The sequence below is a fragment of the Crenobacter sp. CS_VA4 genome (assembly GCF_055597485.1).
Genome location: NZ_JBVMAE010000003.1, coordinates 78,430 through 94,707, shown reverse-complemented (window position 1 = coordinate 94,707; position 16,278 = coordinate 78,430). Strand labels below are relative to the sequence as shown.

Genomic DNA, 16,278 nt, shown 5'->3' with positions numbered 1-16,278 from the left:
AGGATCAGCGACGGGAAATCAACAGACCCAACAACAGACCGACGCCGGCGGCGACGCCGATCGACTTCCAGGGATTGTCGTGTACGTACTGGTCGGTGACCTTGGCGGCTTCCTTGGCCTTGCCGACGACGACCTGTTCGGCATCGTAGAGCCGATCTTTGGCGAGCTTGAGATTTTCCGCGACCTTCTGACGCAGCACGCGGGCCTTCTCGCCACCCTCGTCGCTGGCGGTGGACAGCAGGTCTTCGGTGCTGGACAGCACCTGACGAACGTCTTGCAACAACCGTTCTTTTTCGGCAGCGAATGTATTTTCGGGCATAGGACCTCCTTCGTGGTTGAGACATCAAGAGGGCTGGCGTCAGGCCAGCTACGTTCTTTAGTTCTTAAAGAAACAGCATGCTAGCTGAACCCTAGCAGGGTGATGCAACTGGCGTCAAACCGCGGCGTGGCTTGGCCCGTCACGAGCGTGCGCATGCCATGAAAATGCCTGCGGCATGCAATTTGATGATTGTAGACAACATAAATTCGTCTGTCGTAGATAATACCAGTTGTGTTTCTGTGACGAATCTACAACATGTATTTTTTTGACAAATGCAAGTTACGTGCTTATTGCAGAAAGATTTCTGTATATAAATCAATGTTCTGCGTTTCTATTTTTTGTAACGCAATTTATTATCTGTATGCAATACAAAAATACCAGTCGCTTTTTCGCTTACTACCAATTTGAGCTGGTGTGTTGGCTTTTTGACAGTGTCACGGATGGTTTGCAAACTCTTTTCCCACGTGCATGCCGCTTTATAAATCGATTGGACAAAATCCGGCTGGTTTAATTCATGGCAGTGCTGCGTCACATCAAATAAAAGCTTGCCTATATACCGAGGGAAAGAATGAAAAAGCTGAAGCTCATTGCTGCTCTGGTCGCTGCTGCGGCTCCGATGCTCGCTCACGCCGACGTCACCATTTACGGCTCGATCCGTGGCGGTGTGAACTGGTACAAAGACGCGCACACTAACCAGTCCATCACCGGCGTGGATGACTACTCCAGCCGTATCGGCTTCAAGGGTAACGAGGATCTGGGCAATGGCCTGAAGGCCATCTGGCAGGTCGAAAACGGCTTCGCTATCGATGGCACCGGCAAGGCCACCGGCTCCTCGTCCGGCACCTTCGCCAACCGTCAAACTTTCGTCGGCCTGGATAGCGGCTTCGGTAAGGTCCGCCTCGGCTTCCTGAACGACGTGACCAACGATACGGAAGCGACCGATATCTGGTACGACTCGCGCCAGACAGGCTACACCTTCCCGCTGTACGAAGGTCAGAGCGACGTGATCGGCTCCTTCGGTGACGGCCGCTACAAGAACTCGATCCGTTACGACACCCCGGACCTGGCCGGCTTCAGCGGCGTCCTGCAGTACGGCGCGGACGAGACCGCCACTGCTGGCAAGCCGAAGGCGACCCAGCTGGGCGCGCGTCTGGGCTACACTTACTCCGGCTTCTTCGGTGCCTACGCCTACCAGGCCAAGCAGCATCAGGGTGCGAACAACGACAAGACCAGTACGATCAACCGGATTGAAGCCGGTTACGACGCCAACAACCTGTACCTGGCCGCGACCTACAACTGGTTCAAAGGCTATGGCGATGCCACCGGTCTTGGCATTGGCAGCACCAACACCAATGCCGAGCTGAAGAGCGAGACCTGGGCGGTGACCGGGTCCTACGAAATCGGCGCGTTCAAGCCTAAGCTGACCTACTCGCAGTACAAGAACCCGAAGTTGGACGGCCAGACCGTCGACTTCGGCCGCAAGCAGGTGGCCGTCGGCCTCGACTACTCGCTGTCCAAGCGCACACTGGTCGGCGCACAGTACGCACAGATCAAGGATAACCACGGCTTCCAAGTGGCTAACGGTAACGCCACCGACAAGTCGAACAGCTTCGGCGTCTACATGAAGACCAACTTCTAAATCGCCTCATCACGCGATTTCCAATCATTCAGTCGTTGAGCCGCTGGGGAACCAGCGGCTTTTTTTTTGTTCCGAAAATAGTGACACGCAAGGTTGGTTCGAAAATTAACATTGGCAGGCATATTTAAATTCTGTTCCGAATAATTTTAATATGATGTTTTTCATATTATGAATAATAAAAAAACCTCTCTTTCGGAAGATATTCAATATGAAAATGCCTATTAGTTGTGCTCGCATTGGAATATGGATATCTAGTTCAAGTACCTGGTGGTTTTGCCCAAATATCATTTTCTTGTCGCGCTTCAATTAATATAATAGGACGAGGCACTTGGCAGTATGGGAGATTGAGCCCGATATGGGTCGAGCCACCGCTGTGCGGGGCAGATTCAAGTGCTTGGAACGATAGGTTGGCTATTGGATACGGCCGGACGGTGGGGAGGAAGTCGGGGCGAAGATGGTGCGATAGAGCGTGCCGCTACGGCACGCTGACCTCAGAACGTCTCATTGAAAGCTGGAAATAGACGCCGGCGTTCCCGGCCTACGCCCACGCCGACGTCGAAGTGTACGCTTACCTCTGTTTGAATTCGAATTGGTTGCCGACGCCCGCGTTGGGCAGCCAATGTGCGGAACCGAACTCGCCGTGGGAACAAAAAACCCCGGTCTGTGGACCGGGGTTCGATAAATGCTGTCACCACGTCGTGATGATCACTCCCACTCGATCGTGGCCGGCGGCTTGCCCGACACGTCGTAGACCACGCGGTTGATGCCGCGCACTTCGTTGATGATGCGGTTCGACGCGCGGCCGAGCAGGCTGTACGGCAGTTCCGCCCAGTGCGCGGTCATGAAGTCGCTGGTCACCACGGCGCGCAGCGCGACCACGTAGTCGTAGGTGCGGCCGTCGCCCATCACGCCGACCGACTTCACCGGCAGAAACACAGCGAACGCCTGGCTGGTCTTGTCGTACCAGGACACGCCTTTTTCGTCACGGGTGTTGCGCAGCTCTTCGATAAAGATCGCGTCGGCACGACGCAGCAGTTCAGCGTACTCCTGCTTCACTTCGCCGAGGATGCGCACGCCCAGGCCCGGGCCCGGGAACGGGTGGCGGTAGACCATGCTGTGAGGCAGGCCGAGCGCCACGCCCAGTTCGCGCACCTCGTCCTTGAACAGCTCGCGCAGCGGCTCGAGCAACTTCAGGTTCAGCGTTTCCGGCAGACCGCCGACGTTGTGGTGGCTCTTGATGGTGTGCGCGGCCTTCTTGCCCTTGCCGGCCGACTCGATCACGTCCGGGTAGATGGTGCCCTGCGCCAGCCACTTGGCGTTGCTGAGCTTCTGCGACTCGGCCTGGAACACTTCGACAAACTCGGCGCCGATGATCTTGCGCTTCTTCTCCGGGTCGGTTTCACCGGTGAGCTTGCCCATGAACTCGGTCGACGCGTCGACGTGGACGACCTTGACGCCGAGGTTGTCGGCGAACATCTCCATCACCATCTTGCCTTCGTTAAGGCGCAACAGGCCATGGTCGACGAACACGCAGGTGAGCTGGTCGCCGATCGCGCGGTGGATCAGCGCGGCGGCCACCGAGCTGTCGACGCCGCCGGACAGGCCGAGGATCACTTCCTCGTCCCCGACCTGCTCGCGGATCTTCTCCACCGCTTCGTCGATGTAGTTCGGCATGGTCCACGACGGCTTGGCACCGCAGATCTCCAGCACGAAGCGGTTCAGCATCGCGCGGCCCTGCTTGGTGTGGGTCACTTCCGGGTGCCACTGCACGCCGTAGAAGTGGCGCTTCTCGTCAGCCATTGCGGCGACCGGGCAGGCGTCGTTGCTGCCAATCACGTGGAAGCCGTCCGGCAGCTTGATGACCTTGTCGCCGTGGCTCATCAACACTTCGATCAGGTGTTCGCCGTTGTCGGAGATACGGTCGACGATGCCGTCGAACAGCCGGCTGGCGATGGTCGCCACTTCGGCGCTGCCAAACTCGCGCACGTGGCCCATATCGACCTTGCCGCCGAGCTGTTCGGCCATCGTCTGCATGCCGTAGCAGATGCCCAACACCGGCACGCCGGCCTCGAACACCGCCTGCGGCGCCTTCGGGGTGTCGTCTTCGTACACCGAGCTCGGGCCGCCGGACAGGATGATGCCGGTCGGGGCGAAGGTGCGGATGAAGTCGTCATCGACGTCGTGCGGGTGCAATTCACAGTAGACATGTGCTTCGCGCACACGGCGGGCGATCAGCTGGGTCACCTGGGAGCCGAAGTCGAGAATGAGGATTTTGTCCATGTTCGTCCTTTGTGTCCTCAGCCGGCGTCGTGAGCTGCCGGCCAGGCCGTTACGGGGAGGGGGGGTGATCGGTTCGGTGCGGCAGCTGTAGGCGTCGTTCCGGGATGCGCGGGCTGCGGGCAATCAGCATCAGTACGCCGGCGAGCACCATGCCCAGCGCCAGCAGCGGTGTCAGTCGCCACTCGGCGGCGTCGTAGAGGTAGACCACCGCGCCGCTATAGATCAACAGCGGTGAACTAACCAGTGACGACTTGTTGACGCCGTCGAGCAGCAACAGCGCGATCCCGGCGACCACCAGCAGCAAGGCGAGCAGGGTGCTGGTATTCGGTAGCAGCGCGGTGGTTTTCAGAAACCATAGGGCACCGAGCAGGATCAGCAGCAGTGGCAGGGCGGCGCTACGCATCGCTCAGCCCTTGTCGCGCATCAGGCGCTGCTTTTCGCGATCCCACTCGCGCTCTTTCTCGCTCTGGCGCTTGTCGTGCTGCTTCTTGCCGCGGGCGAGGCCGACTTCGGCCTTGATCCGGCCCTTGGTATAGTGCAGATCGAGCGCCACGATGGTGTAGCCGGCGCGTTCCACCTTGCCGATCAGCCTGTCGATCTCCGACTGGTTCATCAGCAGCTTGCGCGGCCTAACCGGGTCGGGATGAATGTGGGTGGAGGCGGTGGGCAGCGGGGTGATGTGACTGCCGACCAGCCAGAACGCGCCGTTCTTCCAGTTGACGTAGCTTTCCTTGAGCTGCACCCGGCCGGCGCGGATGGCTTTCACTTCCCAGCCTTCCAGCACCAGGCCGGCCTCGAGCTTGTCCTCGATGAAGTAGTCGTGGAAGGCCTTGCGGTTTTGCGAAATGCTCATGGAAGCGGCGAGTTTGTGCGGGGAATCAATAATTTTACCAGATTTGCCGGCCGACTGTCCGCGCAGCGCTCGCCGGGCGGGTGACCCGCGGGGCGGGCGATGGCACAATGGCGGTTTGCCCGGCCCGCCGGGCAACCTGATCCCTAGCCTATCGCCATGTCCGTAGTAGAAAAGAACGTTCTGGTTACCCACACGCCGGCGCAAATGTTCGCGCTGGTCGACGACGTGCCGCATTACCCGCGCTTCTTGCCGTGGTGCGGCAAGGCCGAGGTGCATTCGCGCGACGGCGCCGAGGTGGTGGCGAGCCTGACCATCGATTACCTGAAGATCCGCCAACACTTCACCACCCGCAACAGCAATGTCGCCGACCGCAAGATCACCATGGAGCTGGTCGAGGGGCCGTTCCAGCACCTGAAAGGGGTGTGGCAGTTCCACCCGGTCGGCGACTTCGGCTGCAAGATCGAGTTTCGGCTGACCTACGAGTTTTCCAGCAAGATCCTGGAGAAGCTGATCGGCCCGGTGTTCGGCCATATTTCCGGGACGCTGGTCGACGCCTTCATCAAGGAAGCGGACCGGGTCTACGGCGATGACTGAGGTGATCGAGGTGGAGGTGGCCTACGCCCGACCGGAACGCCAGCTGATCGTGAAGCTGACCGTGCCATCCGGCACCAGTGCCCTCCAGGCGGTGCAGCTGTCGAAGTTGGCCGAACAGTTTCCAGACATCGACCTCGCCGACCTCAAGCTGGGCATCTTCAGCAAGGCGGTGAAGCCCGACACGGTGCTGCGCGAGCACGACCGGGTGGAAATCTACCGGCCGTTGATCGCCGACCCGAAAGAGGTGCGCCGGCGGCGCGCCGAGGCCGGCAAGGTGCTGAAGAAAGGCGGCGGTTCGCTCGAGGAGTGAACATTGCCCACCCGTAGGACACAAGACAGGCCGCGGAAGCGGCCTGTTTGCATGGCGTGTCGGCGTGCTCAGCCGAGCGGCACCTCGTCCGAGATAGTCGGTGCATTGCCGTCATCGGCGAGGAACACCCGGTTCTTGCCGGCCAGCTTGGCCAGATACATCGCCCGGTCGGCGCGGTCGATCAGTTCGACGTCGAGCATGCCCGGCTGCCAGCGCGCCACGCCGGCGCTGAACGTCATCACCACCCGCTCCTGGCCGACCGGCAGCGGGGCGCGCGCCAGCGACTGCTGCAACCGCTGGATGGTGCGCAGCGTCTCGTGCTCGGCGCTGGACGGCAGCACCAGCACGAACTCTTCGCCGCCGAAGCGGGCGACCACGTCGCAGGGCCGGGTTTCGCGGCGCAGCGTATCGACCAGGTGCTTGAGCGCCTCGTCGCCGGCCAGGTGGCCGTAGTTGTCGTTCAGCTTCTTGAAGTCATCCAGATCGAGCAGCGCCAGGCACAGCGGCTGGCCGTTGCGTTCGGCGCGCAGGATTTCCTGCTCCAGCCGTTCGGCCAGCCCGTCGCGGTTGAACGCGCCGGTCAGCTGGTCTTCCTGCACCCGGCTGCTGGCGGCGGCCAGCGCCGCTTCCAGTTCGGAGATGCGCAGTTCGGCCGCCTGCATCTGGGTGCGGGTGGCGGTGAGTTCGTCGCGCGACTCGGCCAGGTTCAGCTGCAGACTGGTGGTGTCGTCCATCAGCGCGGCGACGATATGGGTCAGCTCGCTCATGTCGCCGGCCTGGCTGATCTGGGTGCGGTGCTGCGTCAGCTTTTCCTGGAAGCTGTCGGCGCTTTCGGTCATCATCGACAGCCGGTCGATGAAGCGGTCGAGCAAGCTGCGCAGCTCGTTGGCGGCCTCGTCGAGCGAGCTCTTCAGGATGCCCTGCTGGTAGATCACTTCCTTCAGGCTGGCTTCGAGCCGGCCGACGCTGTCGAGGGTCAGCGGCTCGTCGGCGAGCAGGCCCTGCAGCGCGCTGATCTGGCCGGTCAGGTAGCTGTCCGGTCGGTAGATTTCGGCGATGTTTTCCAGTAGCAGGCCGAGCACGCCGCGCAGCGCTGCGGCGAGGCTCTCCTCGCCCTTGTTGTGCAGCTCCAGGCTGAAGAAGAAGCTGCGCAGCCGGGTGGTAAAGCTGTCGAGGGCGAGGTCGTCGTCGAGTTCGGCGATGTCGGCGAGTAGCGCCTGATACGGCTCGGCAAGCGCCGGGTGCAGTTGCACGCGCGGCTCGATGCCGTACTTGAAGCTCAGCTGCAGGAGGCGGCGCAGCTGCTGCCAGTCGGCACCCGGCGGGGCCGGCGGGTTGGCCGAACGGGCGTCGTCGTCGCCGCCGGACTGGCTGGCCCACTGCTTGACCAGATTGCCGAGGGTGCGGTTAAGCTCCTCGGGCTGGTTGCCGAAGGCGAGCAGTACCCGTTCCAAGGCGGCGCGGCGGTGGAGGTGGCCGCGATCCCAGTGCTCCACGTCCCATTGCTTGATCAGCTGCTGCAGCAACGCGCCCCATGGCTCGGCCAGCGCGGTGCCGTTGCGGCTGAGCGTGACGTAGTCGATGGCGATGGCCGGCAGCGTGTCCCAATGGCCCTTGTCGGTCTCCTGGCGGAACCGGGTCAGCAACGCCTGCTGGCTCGGCGCCTGGCCGGGCAGCGCCTCGAGCGCGCGGTACAGCTCGCCGGCGAGCTTGAGCTCCGGATCGGCCGGCATCTGCAGGATCTCATGGTAGACGCGGGCGTAGTTGTCCGGGGTCGGCGTCAGCCTCTGCAGCGCTAACTGCTTGAGTGTCTCGCGGGCAACCTCGGTCGGGTTGTGCGGAGGGGGCGACCAGACGCGGGAAAGACCTTTTGTGCGTGCCATCGGTATGGACTGGTAGGTCGGGCCCATCTGGCCGGAACGGTTCCGGAGGAGGGGCCGGACGGGGTGAAATCGGAGGTTGGCAAAAACAAGTGGGCCAGCGGCCCACTCGTCGTTTGTCGATAATGCCGGTCAGCCGGCGCGGGCGGGCTCGAGCAGCTGGAAGAATACTTCGCCGTTGCGAATCATCCCCAGCTCGTTGCGGGCCCGCTCCTCGATGGCGTCGTTACCCAGCTTCAGATCGCGCACTTCGGCCGACAGCGCGCCGTTGCGCGCCAGCAACTGTTGCGTGCTGATGTGCTGTTCGGCGACCTGGCGGTCGAGCTGCCACACCCTGAACCAACTGCCCTTGCCGAACCACAACGGGTACTGCAAGGCCAGGATCAGGACAACCAGGGTCAGGGTGAGCCAGCGCATCGCTTACTTCAACTGGTAGAACGCACCCTTGCCCGGGTAGAACGCGGCGTCGCCGAGCTCTTCTTCGATGCGCAGGAGCTGGTTGTACTTGGCCATGCGGTCCGAACGCGACAGCGAGCCGGTCTTGATCTGCATGCAGTTGGTGGCGACGGCGAGGTCGGCGATGGTGCTGTCCTCGGTTTCGCCGGAGCGGTGGCTCAGCACGCTGGTGTAACCCGAGCGCTTGGCCAGATCGACGGCTTTCAGCGTTTCGGACAGCGTGCCGATCTGGTTTACCTTCACCAACAGCGCGTTGGCGAGGCCGGCCTTGATGCCTTCGGCCAGGATGGTCGGGTTGGTCACGAACAGGTCGTCGCCGACCAGCTGCACGCGCCCGGCCAGACGGTCGGTCAGGATCTTCCAGCCGGCCCAGTCGTGCTCGCTCATGCCGTCTTCGATCGAGATGATCGGGTAGTTGTTGACCAGCGTTTCCAGGTAGTCGACGAACTGCTCGCTCGACAGCGACAGGCCTTCGGCCGACAGGTGGTACTGGCCGTTCTTGTAGAACTCGCTCGAGGCGCAGTCGAGCGCCAGCATCACGTCTTCACCGGCCACGTAGCCGGCCTGGTCAATCGCTTCCAGGATCAGCTTGATCGCGTCTTCGTGCGAAGCCAGGTTCGGCGCAAAGCCGCCTTCGTCGCCGACGGTGGTCGAGTAACCCTTGTCGTTGCAGAGCTTCTTCAGCGCGTGGAAGATCTCGGCGCCGCAGCGCAGCGCTTCGCGGAAGGTGGGGGCACCGACCGGGATGATCATGAATTCCTGGATGTCCAGGCTGTTGTTGGCGTGCTCGCCACCGTTGATCACGTTCATCATCGGCACTGGCAGGCTCATCGGGCCGGCACCGCCAATGTAGCGGTACAGCGGCAGGCCGGCGTCTTCGGCGGCGGCACGGGCCACGGCCATCGACACGGCCAACAGCGCGTTGGCGCCAAGGCGGCTCTTGGTCTCGGTGCCGTCCAGCTCGATCAGGGTCTTGTCGATGAACGCCTGGTCGGCGGCGTCGAGGCCGATGATCGCTTCGCAGATTTCGGTGTTGATGTTTTCCACCGCCTGCAGCACACCCTTGCCGAGGTAACGGGCCTTGTCGCCGTCACGCAGCTCCAGCGCTTCCTTCTCGCCGGTGGACGCACCGGACGGCACGGCCGCACGGCCCATCACGCCGGATTCCAGCAGCACGTCGGCTTCCACGGTCGGGTTGCCACGCGAATCCAGAATCTCGCGCGCGACTACGTCGATGATCGAACTCATTCCATCTCCCCTTATTAGTCTCAGGATATCGTCAGTGTAGGGCGTTACGCTTTCGACCAATCCGGGAAGGTTGGCCGAAAGGGTCTAGCAAAGCTTACAACGAATGTTCGGGCAGCGGTTGCGCCTTGACCAGCGCGTCGAGCGCCTTCAGCGTGGTCAACAGCTCTTTCAGCCGGCCGAGCGGCCAGGCGTTCGGGCCGTCGGACAGCGCTTCGGACGGGTTCGGGTGGGTCTCCATGAACACCCCGGCGACGCCGGAGGCGATCGCGGCGCGCGCCAGTACCGGCACGAACTCGCGCTGGCCGCCGGAGCTGGTGCCTTGGCCGCCGGGCAGCTGCACCGAGTGGGTCGCGTCGTATACCACCGGGCAGCCGGTCTCGCGCATGATCATCAGCGAGCGCATGTCCGACACCAGGTTGTTGTAACCGAACGAGGCGCCGCGTTCACAGGCCATGAAGCTGTCCGGATCGAGCCCGGCTTCGCGGGCCGCGTCGCGCGCCTTGTCGATCACGTGTTTCATGTCGCCCGGCGCCATGAACTGGCCCTTCTTGATGTTGACCGGCTTGCCGGACATCGCCACCGCGCGGATGAAGTCGGTCTGGCGGGCGAGGAAGGCCGGGGTCTGCAACACGTCGACCACCGATGCCACGTCCGGCACCTGCTCTTCGGTATGCACGTCGGTCAGCACCGGCACGCCGATCTGGCGCTGCACTTCCGACAGGATGCGCAGGCCTTCGTCGATGCCGAAGCCGCGGAACGACTTGCCCGACGAGCGGTTGGCCTTGTCGAAGCTCGACTTGTAGATGAAGTTGATGCCGAGTTCGCTGGTGATTTCCTTCAGCGCCCCGGCGGTATCCAGCGCCATCTGCTCGCTCTCGATCACGCACGGGCCGGCGATCAGGAAGAACGGCTGGTCGATACCGACGTCGAATCCACACAGTTTCATGTTCTGCTCCCTAGCAAAAACGGGCGGCAAGCCGCCCGTGCTGGTGATTACTGGGCCTTCTCGGCCTGATGGGCGAGCGCCGCCTTGACGTAGGCGATGAACAGCGGGTGGCCGTCACGCGGGGTCGAGGTGAATTCCGGATGGAACTGGCAGGCGAAGAACCAGCGGTGGTCCTTCAGCTCGACGGTTTCCACCAGCTTCTCGTGGCCGGCCGAGCGGCCGCTGATGGTCAGGCCGGCGGCTTCGAGTCGCGGTACGTAGTAGTTGTTCACTTCGTAGCGGTGACGGTGACGCTCGACGATCTGTGCGGCGCCGTAGATATCCGCGGCCAGGGAGCCCGCTTCCAGGTCGCAGGCCTGGCCGCCCAGGCGCATCGTGCCGCCCAGGTTGGAGTTTTCGTCGCGGGTCTCGATCTTGCCGTCGTGGTTGACCCACTCGTCGATTAGCGCCACCACCGGGTATTCGGTTTCGAGATCGAATTCGGTCGAGTTGGCGCCGGTCAGGCCGGCCACGTCGCGGGCGTACTCGATCAGCGCGATCTGCATACCGAGGCAAATGCCCAGGTACGGGATGTTGTGCTCGCGGGCGAACTTCACCGCCTTGATCTTGCCTTCCACGCCGCGCTTGCCGAAGCCGCCCGGCACCAGGATCGCGTCCATGCCTTTCAACACGGCACAGCCGTCGCGCTCGACTTCTTCCGAGTCGACGTAGTGGATGTTGACCTGGCTGCGAGTGTGCACGCCGGCATGCTTCAGCGCTTCGGACAGCGACTTGTACGACTCGGTCAGGTCGACGTACTTGCCGACCATCGCGATGTTGATCTCGTGGTCCGGGTGCTCGATCGCGTCGATGATGCGGCTCCACACCGACAGGTCGGCCGGCGGCAACTGAAGCTGCAGATGTTCGCAGATGATCTCGTCGATGCCCTGCGCGTGCAGCATTGCCGGCACCTTGTAGATGCTGTCCGAGTCGTAGCAGCCGATCACGGCGTTTTCTTCGACGTTGCAGAACAGCGCGATCTTGCGCTTTTCGTCTTCCGGCAGCTCGCGGTCCATCCGGCACAGCAGCACGTCCGGCTGGATGCCGATCTCGCGCAGCTCCTTCACCGAGTGCTGGGTCGGCTTGGTCTTGATCTCGCCGGCGGTGGCAATGTACGGCACGTAGGACAGGTGCACGTACAGGGTGTTCTTGCGGCCGAGGTTGGAGCGCATCTGGCGGATCGCTTCCAGGAACGGCAGCGACTCGATGTCGCCAACGGTGCCGCCGATCTCGACGATCGCCACATCGGCGTCGCCGGCGCCTTCGCCCATCTTCAGCTTGATTTCATCGGTGATGTGCGGGATCACCTGCACGGTGCCGCCGAGGTAGTCGCCCCGACGTTCCTTGGTGATCACCGCCTCATACACCTGGCCGGTGGTGAAGTTGTTCGACTTCTTCATCTTGGCGTGGATGAAGCGCTCGTAGTGGCCAAGGTCCAGGTCGGTTTCGGCGCCATCTTCGGTGACGAACACTTCACCGTGCTGGAACGGGCTCATCGTGCCCGGGTCGACGTTGATGTAGGGGTCGAGCTTCAGCATGGTGACTTTCAGCCCGCGCGATTCAAGAATGGCCGCAATGGACGCAGCGGCGATGCCCTTGCCGAGAGAGGACACCACGCCGCCAGTCACGAAGATGTACTTGGTCATGGGAATATTGATCCGTGGGAATCCGGGATTTTAACCCGAAACCGGTCCAGTTTGAACCGTTGACATCTCGCCGCTTGTCGGCGTGTCGCCGCGCCGAATGGTGGTGTTATGGCCACAGTCGCTGCCGTTGTCGCCACGAAGCTTGCCACAAGCCGGTCCGGCTCCGGTATGATGCGCGTCCTGCGTCTCGCCGGGCAGGGGGCGGAGCGTGGTCGACTTGAGTATCCTGCTGTTTTTGTGTTATAAAGCCCCTTTTATCCGGTTTTGGGAGTTCAACCATGGCGCGTGTTTGCAAAGTCACTGGCAAACGTCCGGTGACCGGGAACAATGTGTCCCACGCCAACAACAAGACTAAACGTCGTTTCCTGCCGAACCTGCAATATCGCAAGTTCTGGGTAGAGAGCGAAAACCGCTGGGTTCGTCTGCGCGTATCCAACGCCGGCCTGCGTACTATCGACAAAGTCGGTATCGAAGCAGTGCTGGCCGATCTGCGCGCCCGCGGCGAAATCTAAGCGACGAGTAACGAGGTATAAAAGATCATGCGCGACAAGATCAAACTGGAATCGACCGCTGGTACCGGTCATTTCTACACCACCACCAAGAACAAGCGCACGATGCCGGAAAAGATGGAGATCAAGAAGTACGATCCCGTCGTCCGCAAGCACGTGATCTACAAAGAAACCAAGCTGAAATAAGCGGTTTCCGAGTTCTGGTCCAAAGAACCCTTCGCTGGTGCACGGCGAAGGGTTTTTTGTTGTCCGGTGCCAGGGTGTGAGCTGGTGGCCGGGCGATAACAGATAGCAGATAGCAAAAAGGTTGGCCGAAAGGCCAACCTTTTTTGTTTCTTGTCAGGAGGACTCAGTGCGTTTGTTCCCGCGCACGCTGGGTGCGCTGCGCCAGCACTAGGTCCTGCCAGGCCTTGGCCTTGTCTGGCAGGTTGCGCAGCAGATAGGCCGGGTGGAAGCTGACGATCAGCGGGATGTCGTGGTAGCGGTGCACCTTGCCACGCAGTCGGGCGATGCTATCGCTGTTCTGCAGCAGCGTCTGCGCGGCGAAGCGGCCGAGCGCGATGATCAGCGTCGGTTGCAGATGCGCGATCTGTTGCAGCAGATAATCCTGGCAGGCGGCGATTTCGTCTCCGGACGGATTGCGGTTGCCCGGCGGTCGGCATTTGAGCACGTTGGTGATGAAGACATCGGTCTCGCTGTCGAGACCGATCGCGGCCAGCATGCTGTCGAGCAGTTGACCGGCCCGGCCGACGAAGGCGAGGCCCTGACGGTCCTCGTTCTCGCCCGGCGCCTCGCCGACCAGCAGCCAGCGTGCGCCCGGCCGGCCACGACCGAATACGGTATGGGTGCGGGTTTCACACAGCCGGCAGCGGCGGCAGGCGGCAACGGCAGCTTCCAGCTCCGGCCACGGCAGCAGCTCGCCGGCGCCGGGCAGTTGGACCGGCGGCACGATAGGGCGCGGCTCGACAGGCGGCGTCGGAGTTGGTGCAACAGCCGGGCGTTCGGCCAAGGTCGGCCGAACGGGGCGGGCGGGCGGGGTGGCCGATGGCGAGACGACGGCGTCGACCAAGGCCGCTGGAGCTACGCTGTGAACGCTAGGCAGCGGTAGCGAGCGCCGTTGCCACAGCGGCCCCAGCCCCATCGCCTCGAGTCGTTGCCACGACCGGCTCACAGCGACGCCTCCATCAGGATCGCGTGCTCGCGGCCCTGTTCGGCGCGGTAGTAGTGCTTGCGGATGCCGCACTCGCTGAACCCCATCGATTCGTATAGCGCGCGCGCGACAGTATTGCTCTCGCGCACTTCGAGGAACATGCGCAAGGCGCCCTGCTGGCGCATCTGCTGCATCAGTTCGCCCAGCAGCTGGCGGCCCAGCCCCTGGCCCTGGCAGTCGTGATCGATGACGATGTTCAACAGGTGCGCCTCGTCGAGTACCTGCATGATCACGGCCAGGCCAATGACCTCGGCGCCGCGCTGGGCGATGATCAACTGGTGGCCGGACTCGAAGGAGCCGCGGTATTGGCCCTCGCTCCAGGGGTGAGCGGTGCTGCGCGACTCCAGTGCTGCCATCAAGGACAGATCGGTTCCGGAGGCGGCACGCAGCGTCAGCGTGCTCATCGGCGCTGCGCCTGTTGTTCGCGCGCGGTCAGCGCCACCTTGTTGCGTACATAGAGCAACTCGGCGGACGCCGCGTCGTGGCTAGGGTAGGTGCCGCTGATGGCGAGATCGAGATAAGCCGACGCGCTCGGTCGCAACGCTGGCCACTGCTGGGTCAGCTGGGCGGCCAAGCCGGCCGGCAGGCGGTCGGCGTAGACGGACAGGCCGTTGCCGGCGGCAATCCAGTCGCGGCCTTCCAGCAGCAGCTCTGCCGGGTCGAGCAGTTCGATCGGCCCCAGGCGTCGTACGCCGTGTCGGGTGTCGTAATGCCCGAGATAGATCTGCTGCATCCGGGCATCGAGACAGACCAGTAGCCGCTCGGTGGCCGGGGCCTGTGAGGCCACCGCGTCGAGGGTCGGGATGCCGATCAGCGGCAGCTTGGCCGATACCGCCAGCCCCTGGGCGAGGCCGGCACCGATGCGCAGGCCGGTGAACGAGCCGGGACCCTGGCCGTAGACGATGGCGTCGAGCTCGGTGAGCTTGAGACCGGCCGCGTCGAGCAGACGCTGCAGCTCGGGCAGGGCACGCTCGGCGTGTTGCTGGCCGACGGTCTCGTGGAATTCGACCCGTTGCTCGCCGTTCTGGATGGCGAGGGATAGGTCCTGGGTCGAGGTGTCGAGGGCGAGCAGCTTCATCGAGGGGCGTAACGGCAGGGGCGGGAAAGCGCCGAATTATACGCGCAGTTGTTCTGCCCAGGCGAGCGCGGCGACGTGGGCGTGGTTGAGCGCGATCGGACCGATGCCGACCTCGTTGCACAGTCGTTCAACCCCGTCGAGTTGGCTGGTTTCGCAGGCCCGGGCTAGCTGCAGGAAGGCGGCGCACGGGCCGGTAGCATCGATCAGCGCCGCGGTGATGTTGTCCGGCAGGTGCAAGTGTTGCAGCACCGCGTCCATCGGCATGTCAAATACCGCATCGAGCAGGGAGAACAGGCCGACGATGAACAGGTTGTCGAGGCTTTCGCCGGTCAGGCCGGCTTCGCGCCCGGCCAGCTCCATCAAGCGGCCGCGAGTCAGGGCGGTCTTTTCCAGTGCAGAACTGCTGTCTCTGCCCGGCTTGCGGCTGATCAGCAGCAGGATCAGCCAGCGGTAGAGCTTCTGGTAGCCGAGCACGGTCACCGCATGGCCGAACGAACCGATGGTGGTGTTGAGACCGGCGGCGGCCGAGTTGACGAAGTGCAGTAGCTGGTACGACAGCGCCACGTCGTGTTTCAGCACCTCTTCGACCTCGCCGATCGGCGCGTCCTGGCGCAGCAGGTTGAGCAGGGTCAGGGTGTTAGAGAAGCTCGGGTCGATCACCTTGGCCGACAGCGTCTCCGGCCGGGCAAAGTAGAAGCCCTGCATGCCGTCGAGATCGAGCTCGCGACAACGGTGGTAGTGCTCGTGCTCCTCGACCCGCTCGGCGATCCGCAGTACCGGATGGTGCCGCAACCGGGCGTTGATGGCGCGCAAGGTCGTGGCATCATTGCTTTGGACGTCGAGCTTCACGTAGCTGGCCAGCTCCAGCAGCGAGGCGGACGGGGCGTCGAAGCTGAAGTCGTCGAGGGCGATACTGAAACCGAGGGCGCGCAGGTGACGGATGCGCGAGACCAGCTCGCCGGTTGGCACCAGTGTCGACGGGATGTCCAGTACTACGCGGCGGGCCGGCAATAGCTCGAGAAAGTCGCTGGTCAGCATCGCCTCACCAACGTTCATGAAGGCGAGACGGTTGCCGACCAGCCACTGGGTGCCCATGTGGTTGAGGGTGTTCAGCAGCACCTGGGTGTCGGCGTCCAGCTGGGCATGCTGCTCGGCCGAGCCGCTGTGGGAGCCGGCGCGAAAGAACAGCTCATAGCCGATCAGTTGCTGGTTGCGGTTCAGTACCGCTTGTCGTCCGATATAGGCGTCGCTCGCTGTCACATCCTCCATCT

18 protein-coding genes are annotated in these 16,278 nt (G+C 62.8%); 5 read left to right on the top strand and 13 right to left on the bottom strand.

Annotated features, from left to right (window positions below; all coding sequences use genetic code 11):
- Window positions 1-4 precede the first annotated feature (4 nt).
- Window positions 5-319 carry an ElaB/YgaM/YqjD family protein gene (locus ACZ2IA_RS03895; RefSeq protein WP_470291259.1) on the bottom strand — a complete coding sequence of 105 codons (315 nt, stop codon included), beginning with the start codon at window positions 317-319 and terminating at the stop codon, window positions 5-7.
- 568 nt (window positions 320-887) lie between these two features.
- On the opposite strand from ACZ2IA_RS03895, the gene ACZ2IA_RS03890 reads away from it, so the two are divergent.
- A complete protein-coding gene (locus ACZ2IA_RS03890) occupies window positions 888-1,958 on the top strand; it encodes a porin (protein WP_470291258.1) in 1,071 nt (356 codons plus the stop codon).
- 705 nt (window positions 1,959-2,663) lie between these two features.
- Here ACZ2IA_RS03890 and guaA read toward each other — a convergent pair.
- From guaA to smpB, 3 genes are read right to left on the bottom strand one after another with little or no spacing between them, the layout of a single operon-like run.
- Entirely contained in the window at window positions 2,664-4,238 is a 1,575-nt protein-coding gene (gene guaA / locus ACZ2IA_RS03885; RefSeq protein ID WP_470291257.1) for a glutamine-hydrolyzing GMP synthase, read from the bottom strand.
- A 49-nt stretch (window positions 4,239-4,287) separates the two neighbouring features.
- Complete coding sequence (locus tag ACZ2IA_RS03880) at window positions 4,288-4,641, bottom strand: hypothetical protein (protein WP_470291256.1); 354 nt, start codon at window positions 4,639-4,641, stop codon at window positions 4,288-4,290.
- A gap of 3 nt (window positions 4,642-4,644) precedes the next feature.
- Complete coding sequence (gene smpB, locus ACZ2IA_RS03875; RefSeq protein ID WP_470291255.1) at window positions 4,645-5,091, bottom strand: SsrA-binding protein SmpB; 447 nt, start codon at window positions 5,089-5,091, stop codon at window positions 4,645-4,647.
- A gap of 156 nt (window positions 5,092-5,247) precedes the next feature.
- Between smpB and ACZ2IA_RS03870 the strand changes: the two genes are divergently transcribed.
- Window positions 5,248-5,685: a type II toxin-antitoxin system RatA family toxin gene (locus tag ACZ2IA_RS03870; protein WP_470291254.1), complete on the top strand. Its 438-nt coding sequence runs from the start codon at window positions 5,248-5,250 to the stop codon at window positions 5,683-5,685.
- Window positions 5,678-5,995, top strand: a complete 318-nt coding sequence (locus tag ACZ2IA_RS03865) for an RnfH family protein (RefSeq protein WP_470291253.1) — start codon at window positions 5,678-5,680, stop codon at window positions 5,993-5,995. Before ACZ2IA_RS03870 ends, ACZ2IA_RS03865 begins: the two co-directional genes overlap by 8 nt.
- A gap of 68 nt (window positions 5,996-6,063) precedes the next feature.
- On the opposite strand, the gene ACZ2IA_RS03860 is transcribed toward ACZ2IA_RS03865, so the two are convergent.
- The 5 genes from ACZ2IA_RS03860 to pyrG form a co-directional block, all read right to left on the bottom strand.
- A complete protein-coding gene (locus tag ACZ2IA_RS03860; protein ID WP_470291252.1) occupies window positions 6,064-7,878 on the bottom strand; it encodes a sensor domain-containing diguanylate cyclase in 1,815 nt (604 codons plus the stop codon).
- 129 nt (window positions 7,879-8,007) lie between these two features.
- On the bottom strand, window positions 8,008-8,292 hold the full coding sequence (gene ftsB, locus ACZ2IA_RS03855; RefSeq protein WP_470291251.1) for a cell division protein FtsB: 285 nt from the start codon (window positions 8,290-8,292) through the stop codon (window positions 8,008-8,010).
- Between the two features lie 3 nt (window positions 8,293-8,295).
- Complete coding sequence (gene eno / locus ACZ2IA_RS03850) at window positions 8,296-9,579, bottom strand: phosphopyruvate hydratase (RefSeq protein ID WP_470291250.1); 1,284 nt, start codon at window positions 9,577-9,579, stop codon at window positions 8,296-8,298.
- A 94-nt stretch (window positions 9,580-9,673) separates the two neighbouring features.
- Window positions 9,674-10,525, bottom strand: a complete 852-nt coding sequence (gene kdsA / locus ACZ2IA_RS03845; protein WP_470291249.1) for a 3-deoxy-8-phosphooctulonate synthase — start codon at window positions 10,523-10,525, stop codon at window positions 9,674-9,676.
- A 47-nt stretch (window positions 10,526-10,572) separates the two neighbouring features.
- Window positions 10,573-12,210 (bottom strand): CTP synthase, encoded by a 1,638-nt coding sequence (gene pyrG / locus ACZ2IA_RS03840; RefSeq protein WP_470291248.1) that lies wholly within the window; start codon window positions 12,208-12,210, stop codon window positions 10,573-10,575.
- Window positions 12,211-12,488: 278 nt separating this feature from the next.
- On the opposite strand from pyrG, the gene rpmB reads away from it, so the two are divergent.
- Together rpmB and rpmG are read left to right on the top strand one after the other, a co-directional pair.
- Entirely contained in the window at window positions 12,489-12,722 is a 234-nt protein-coding gene (rpmB, locus tag ACZ2IA_RS03835; protein ID WP_289830170.1) for a 50S ribosomal protein L28, read from the top strand.
- 27 nt (window positions 12,723-12,749) lie between these two features.
- Complete coding sequence (gene rpmG, locus ACZ2IA_RS03830) at window positions 12,750-12,905, top strand: 50S ribosomal protein L33 (protein WP_289830123.1); 156 nt, start codon at window positions 12,750-12,752, stop codon at window positions 12,903-12,905.
- A gap of 163 nt (window positions 12,906-13,068) precedes the next feature.
- On the opposite strand, the gene ACZ2IA_RS03825 is transcribed toward rpmG, so the two are convergent.
- The 4 genes from ACZ2IA_RS03825 to ACZ2IA_RS03810 are packed head-to-tail and all read right to left on the bottom strand — an operon-like array spanning window position 13,069 to window position 16,276.
- Window positions 13,069-13,890 carry a uracil-DNA glycosylase gene (locus ACZ2IA_RS03825; protein ID WP_470291247.1) on the bottom strand — a complete coding sequence of 274 codons (822 nt, stop codon included), beginning with the start codon at window positions 13,888-13,890 and terminating at the stop codon, window positions 13,069-13,071.
- The gene (gene rimI / locus ACZ2IA_RS03820) at window positions 13,887-14,333 is read right to left on the bottom strand and encodes a ribosomal protein S18-alanine N-acetyltransferase (RefSeq protein ID WP_470291246.1); all 447 of its coding nucleotides are present in this window, start codon (window positions 14,331-14,333) and stop codon (window positions 13,887-13,889) included. Before rimI ends, ACZ2IA_RS03825 begins: the two co-directional genes overlap by 4 nt.
- Complete coding sequence (tsaB, locus tag ACZ2IA_RS03815; RefSeq protein WP_470291245.1) at window positions 14,330-15,007, bottom strand: tRNA (adenosine(37)-N6)-threonylcarbamoyltransferase complex dimerization subunit type 1 TsaB; 678 nt, start codon at window positions 15,005-15,007, stop codon at window positions 14,330-14,332. The genes rimI and tsaB overlap by 4 nt, the downstream gene beginning before the upstream one ends.
- Window positions 15,008-15,043: 36 nt before the next feature.
- The gene (locus ACZ2IA_RS03810) at window positions 15,044-16,276 is read right to left on the bottom strand and encodes an EAL and HDOD domain-containing protein (RefSeq protein ID WP_470291244.1); all 1,233 of its coding nucleotides are present in this window, start codon (window positions 16,274-16,276) and stop codon (window positions 15,044-15,046) included.
- Window positions 16,277-16,278 lie beyond the last annotated feature (2 nt).

Coding starts and splice junctions, on each gene's coding strand:
- eno (WP_470291250.1), bottom strand. CDS start 9,579: ATGAGTTCGATCATCGACGTAGTCGCGCGCGAGATTCTGGATTCGCGT.
- smpB (WP_470291255.1), bottom strand. CDS start 5,091: ATGAGCATTTCGCAAAACCGCAAGGCCTTCCACGACTACTTCATCGAG.
- ftsB (WP_470291251.1), bottom strand. CDS start 8,292: ATGCGCTGGCTCACCCTGACCCTGGTTGTCCTGATCCTGGCCTTGCAG.
- kdsA (WP_470291249.1), bottom strand. CDS start 10,525: ATGAAACTGTGTGGATTCGACGTCGGTATCGACCAGCCGTTCTTCCTG.
- ACZ2IA_RS03895 (WP_470291259.1), bottom strand. CDS start 319: ATGCCCGAAAATACATTCGCTGCCGAAAAAGAACGGTTGTTGCAAGAC.
- rpmB (WP_289830170.1), top strand. CDS start 12,489: ATGGCGCGTGTTTGCAAAGTCACTGGCAAACGTCCGGTGACCGGGAAC.
- ACZ2IA_RS03890 (WP_470291258.1), top strand. CDS start 888: ATGAAAAAGCTGAAGCTCATTGCTGCTCTGGTCGCTGCTGCGGCTCCG.
- ACZ2IA_RS03865 (WP_470291253.1), top strand. CDS start 5,678: ATGACTGAGGTGATCGAGGTGGAGGTGGCCTACGCCCGACCGGAACGC.
- ACZ2IA_RS03870 (WP_470291254.1), top strand. CDS start 5,248: ATGTCCGTAGTAGAAAAGAACGTTCTGGTTACCCACACGCCGGCGCAA.
- guaA (WP_470291257.1), bottom strand. CDS start 4,238: ATGGACAAAATCCTCATTCTCGACTTCGGCTCCCAGGTGACCCAGCTG.
- ACZ2IA_RS03810 (WP_470291244.1), bottom strand. CDS start 16,276: ATGGAGGATGTGACAGCGAGCGACGCCTATATCGGACGACAAGCGGTA.
- pyrG (WP_470291248.1), bottom strand. CDS start 12,210: ATGACCAAGTACATCTTCGTGACTGGCGGCGTGGTGTCCTCTCTCGGC.
- rimI (WP_470291246.1), bottom strand. CDS start 14,333: ATGAGCACGCTGACGCTGCGTGCCGCCTCCGGAACCGATCTGTCCTTG.
- rpmG (WP_289830123.1), top strand. CDS start 12,750: ATGCGCGACAAGATCAAACTGGAATCGACCGCTGGTACCGGTCATTTC.
- ACZ2IA_RS03880 (WP_470291256.1), bottom strand. CDS start 4,641: ATGCGTAGCGCCGCCCTGCCACTGCTGCTGATCCTGCTCGGTGCCCTA.
- ACZ2IA_RS03860 (WP_470291252.1), bottom strand. CDS start 7,878: ATGGCACGCACAAAAGGTCTTTCCCGCGTCTGGTCGCCCCCTCCGCAC.
- tsaB (WP_470291245.1), bottom strand. CDS start 15,007: ATGAAGCTGCTCGCCCTCGACACCTCGACCCAGGACCTATCCCTCGCC.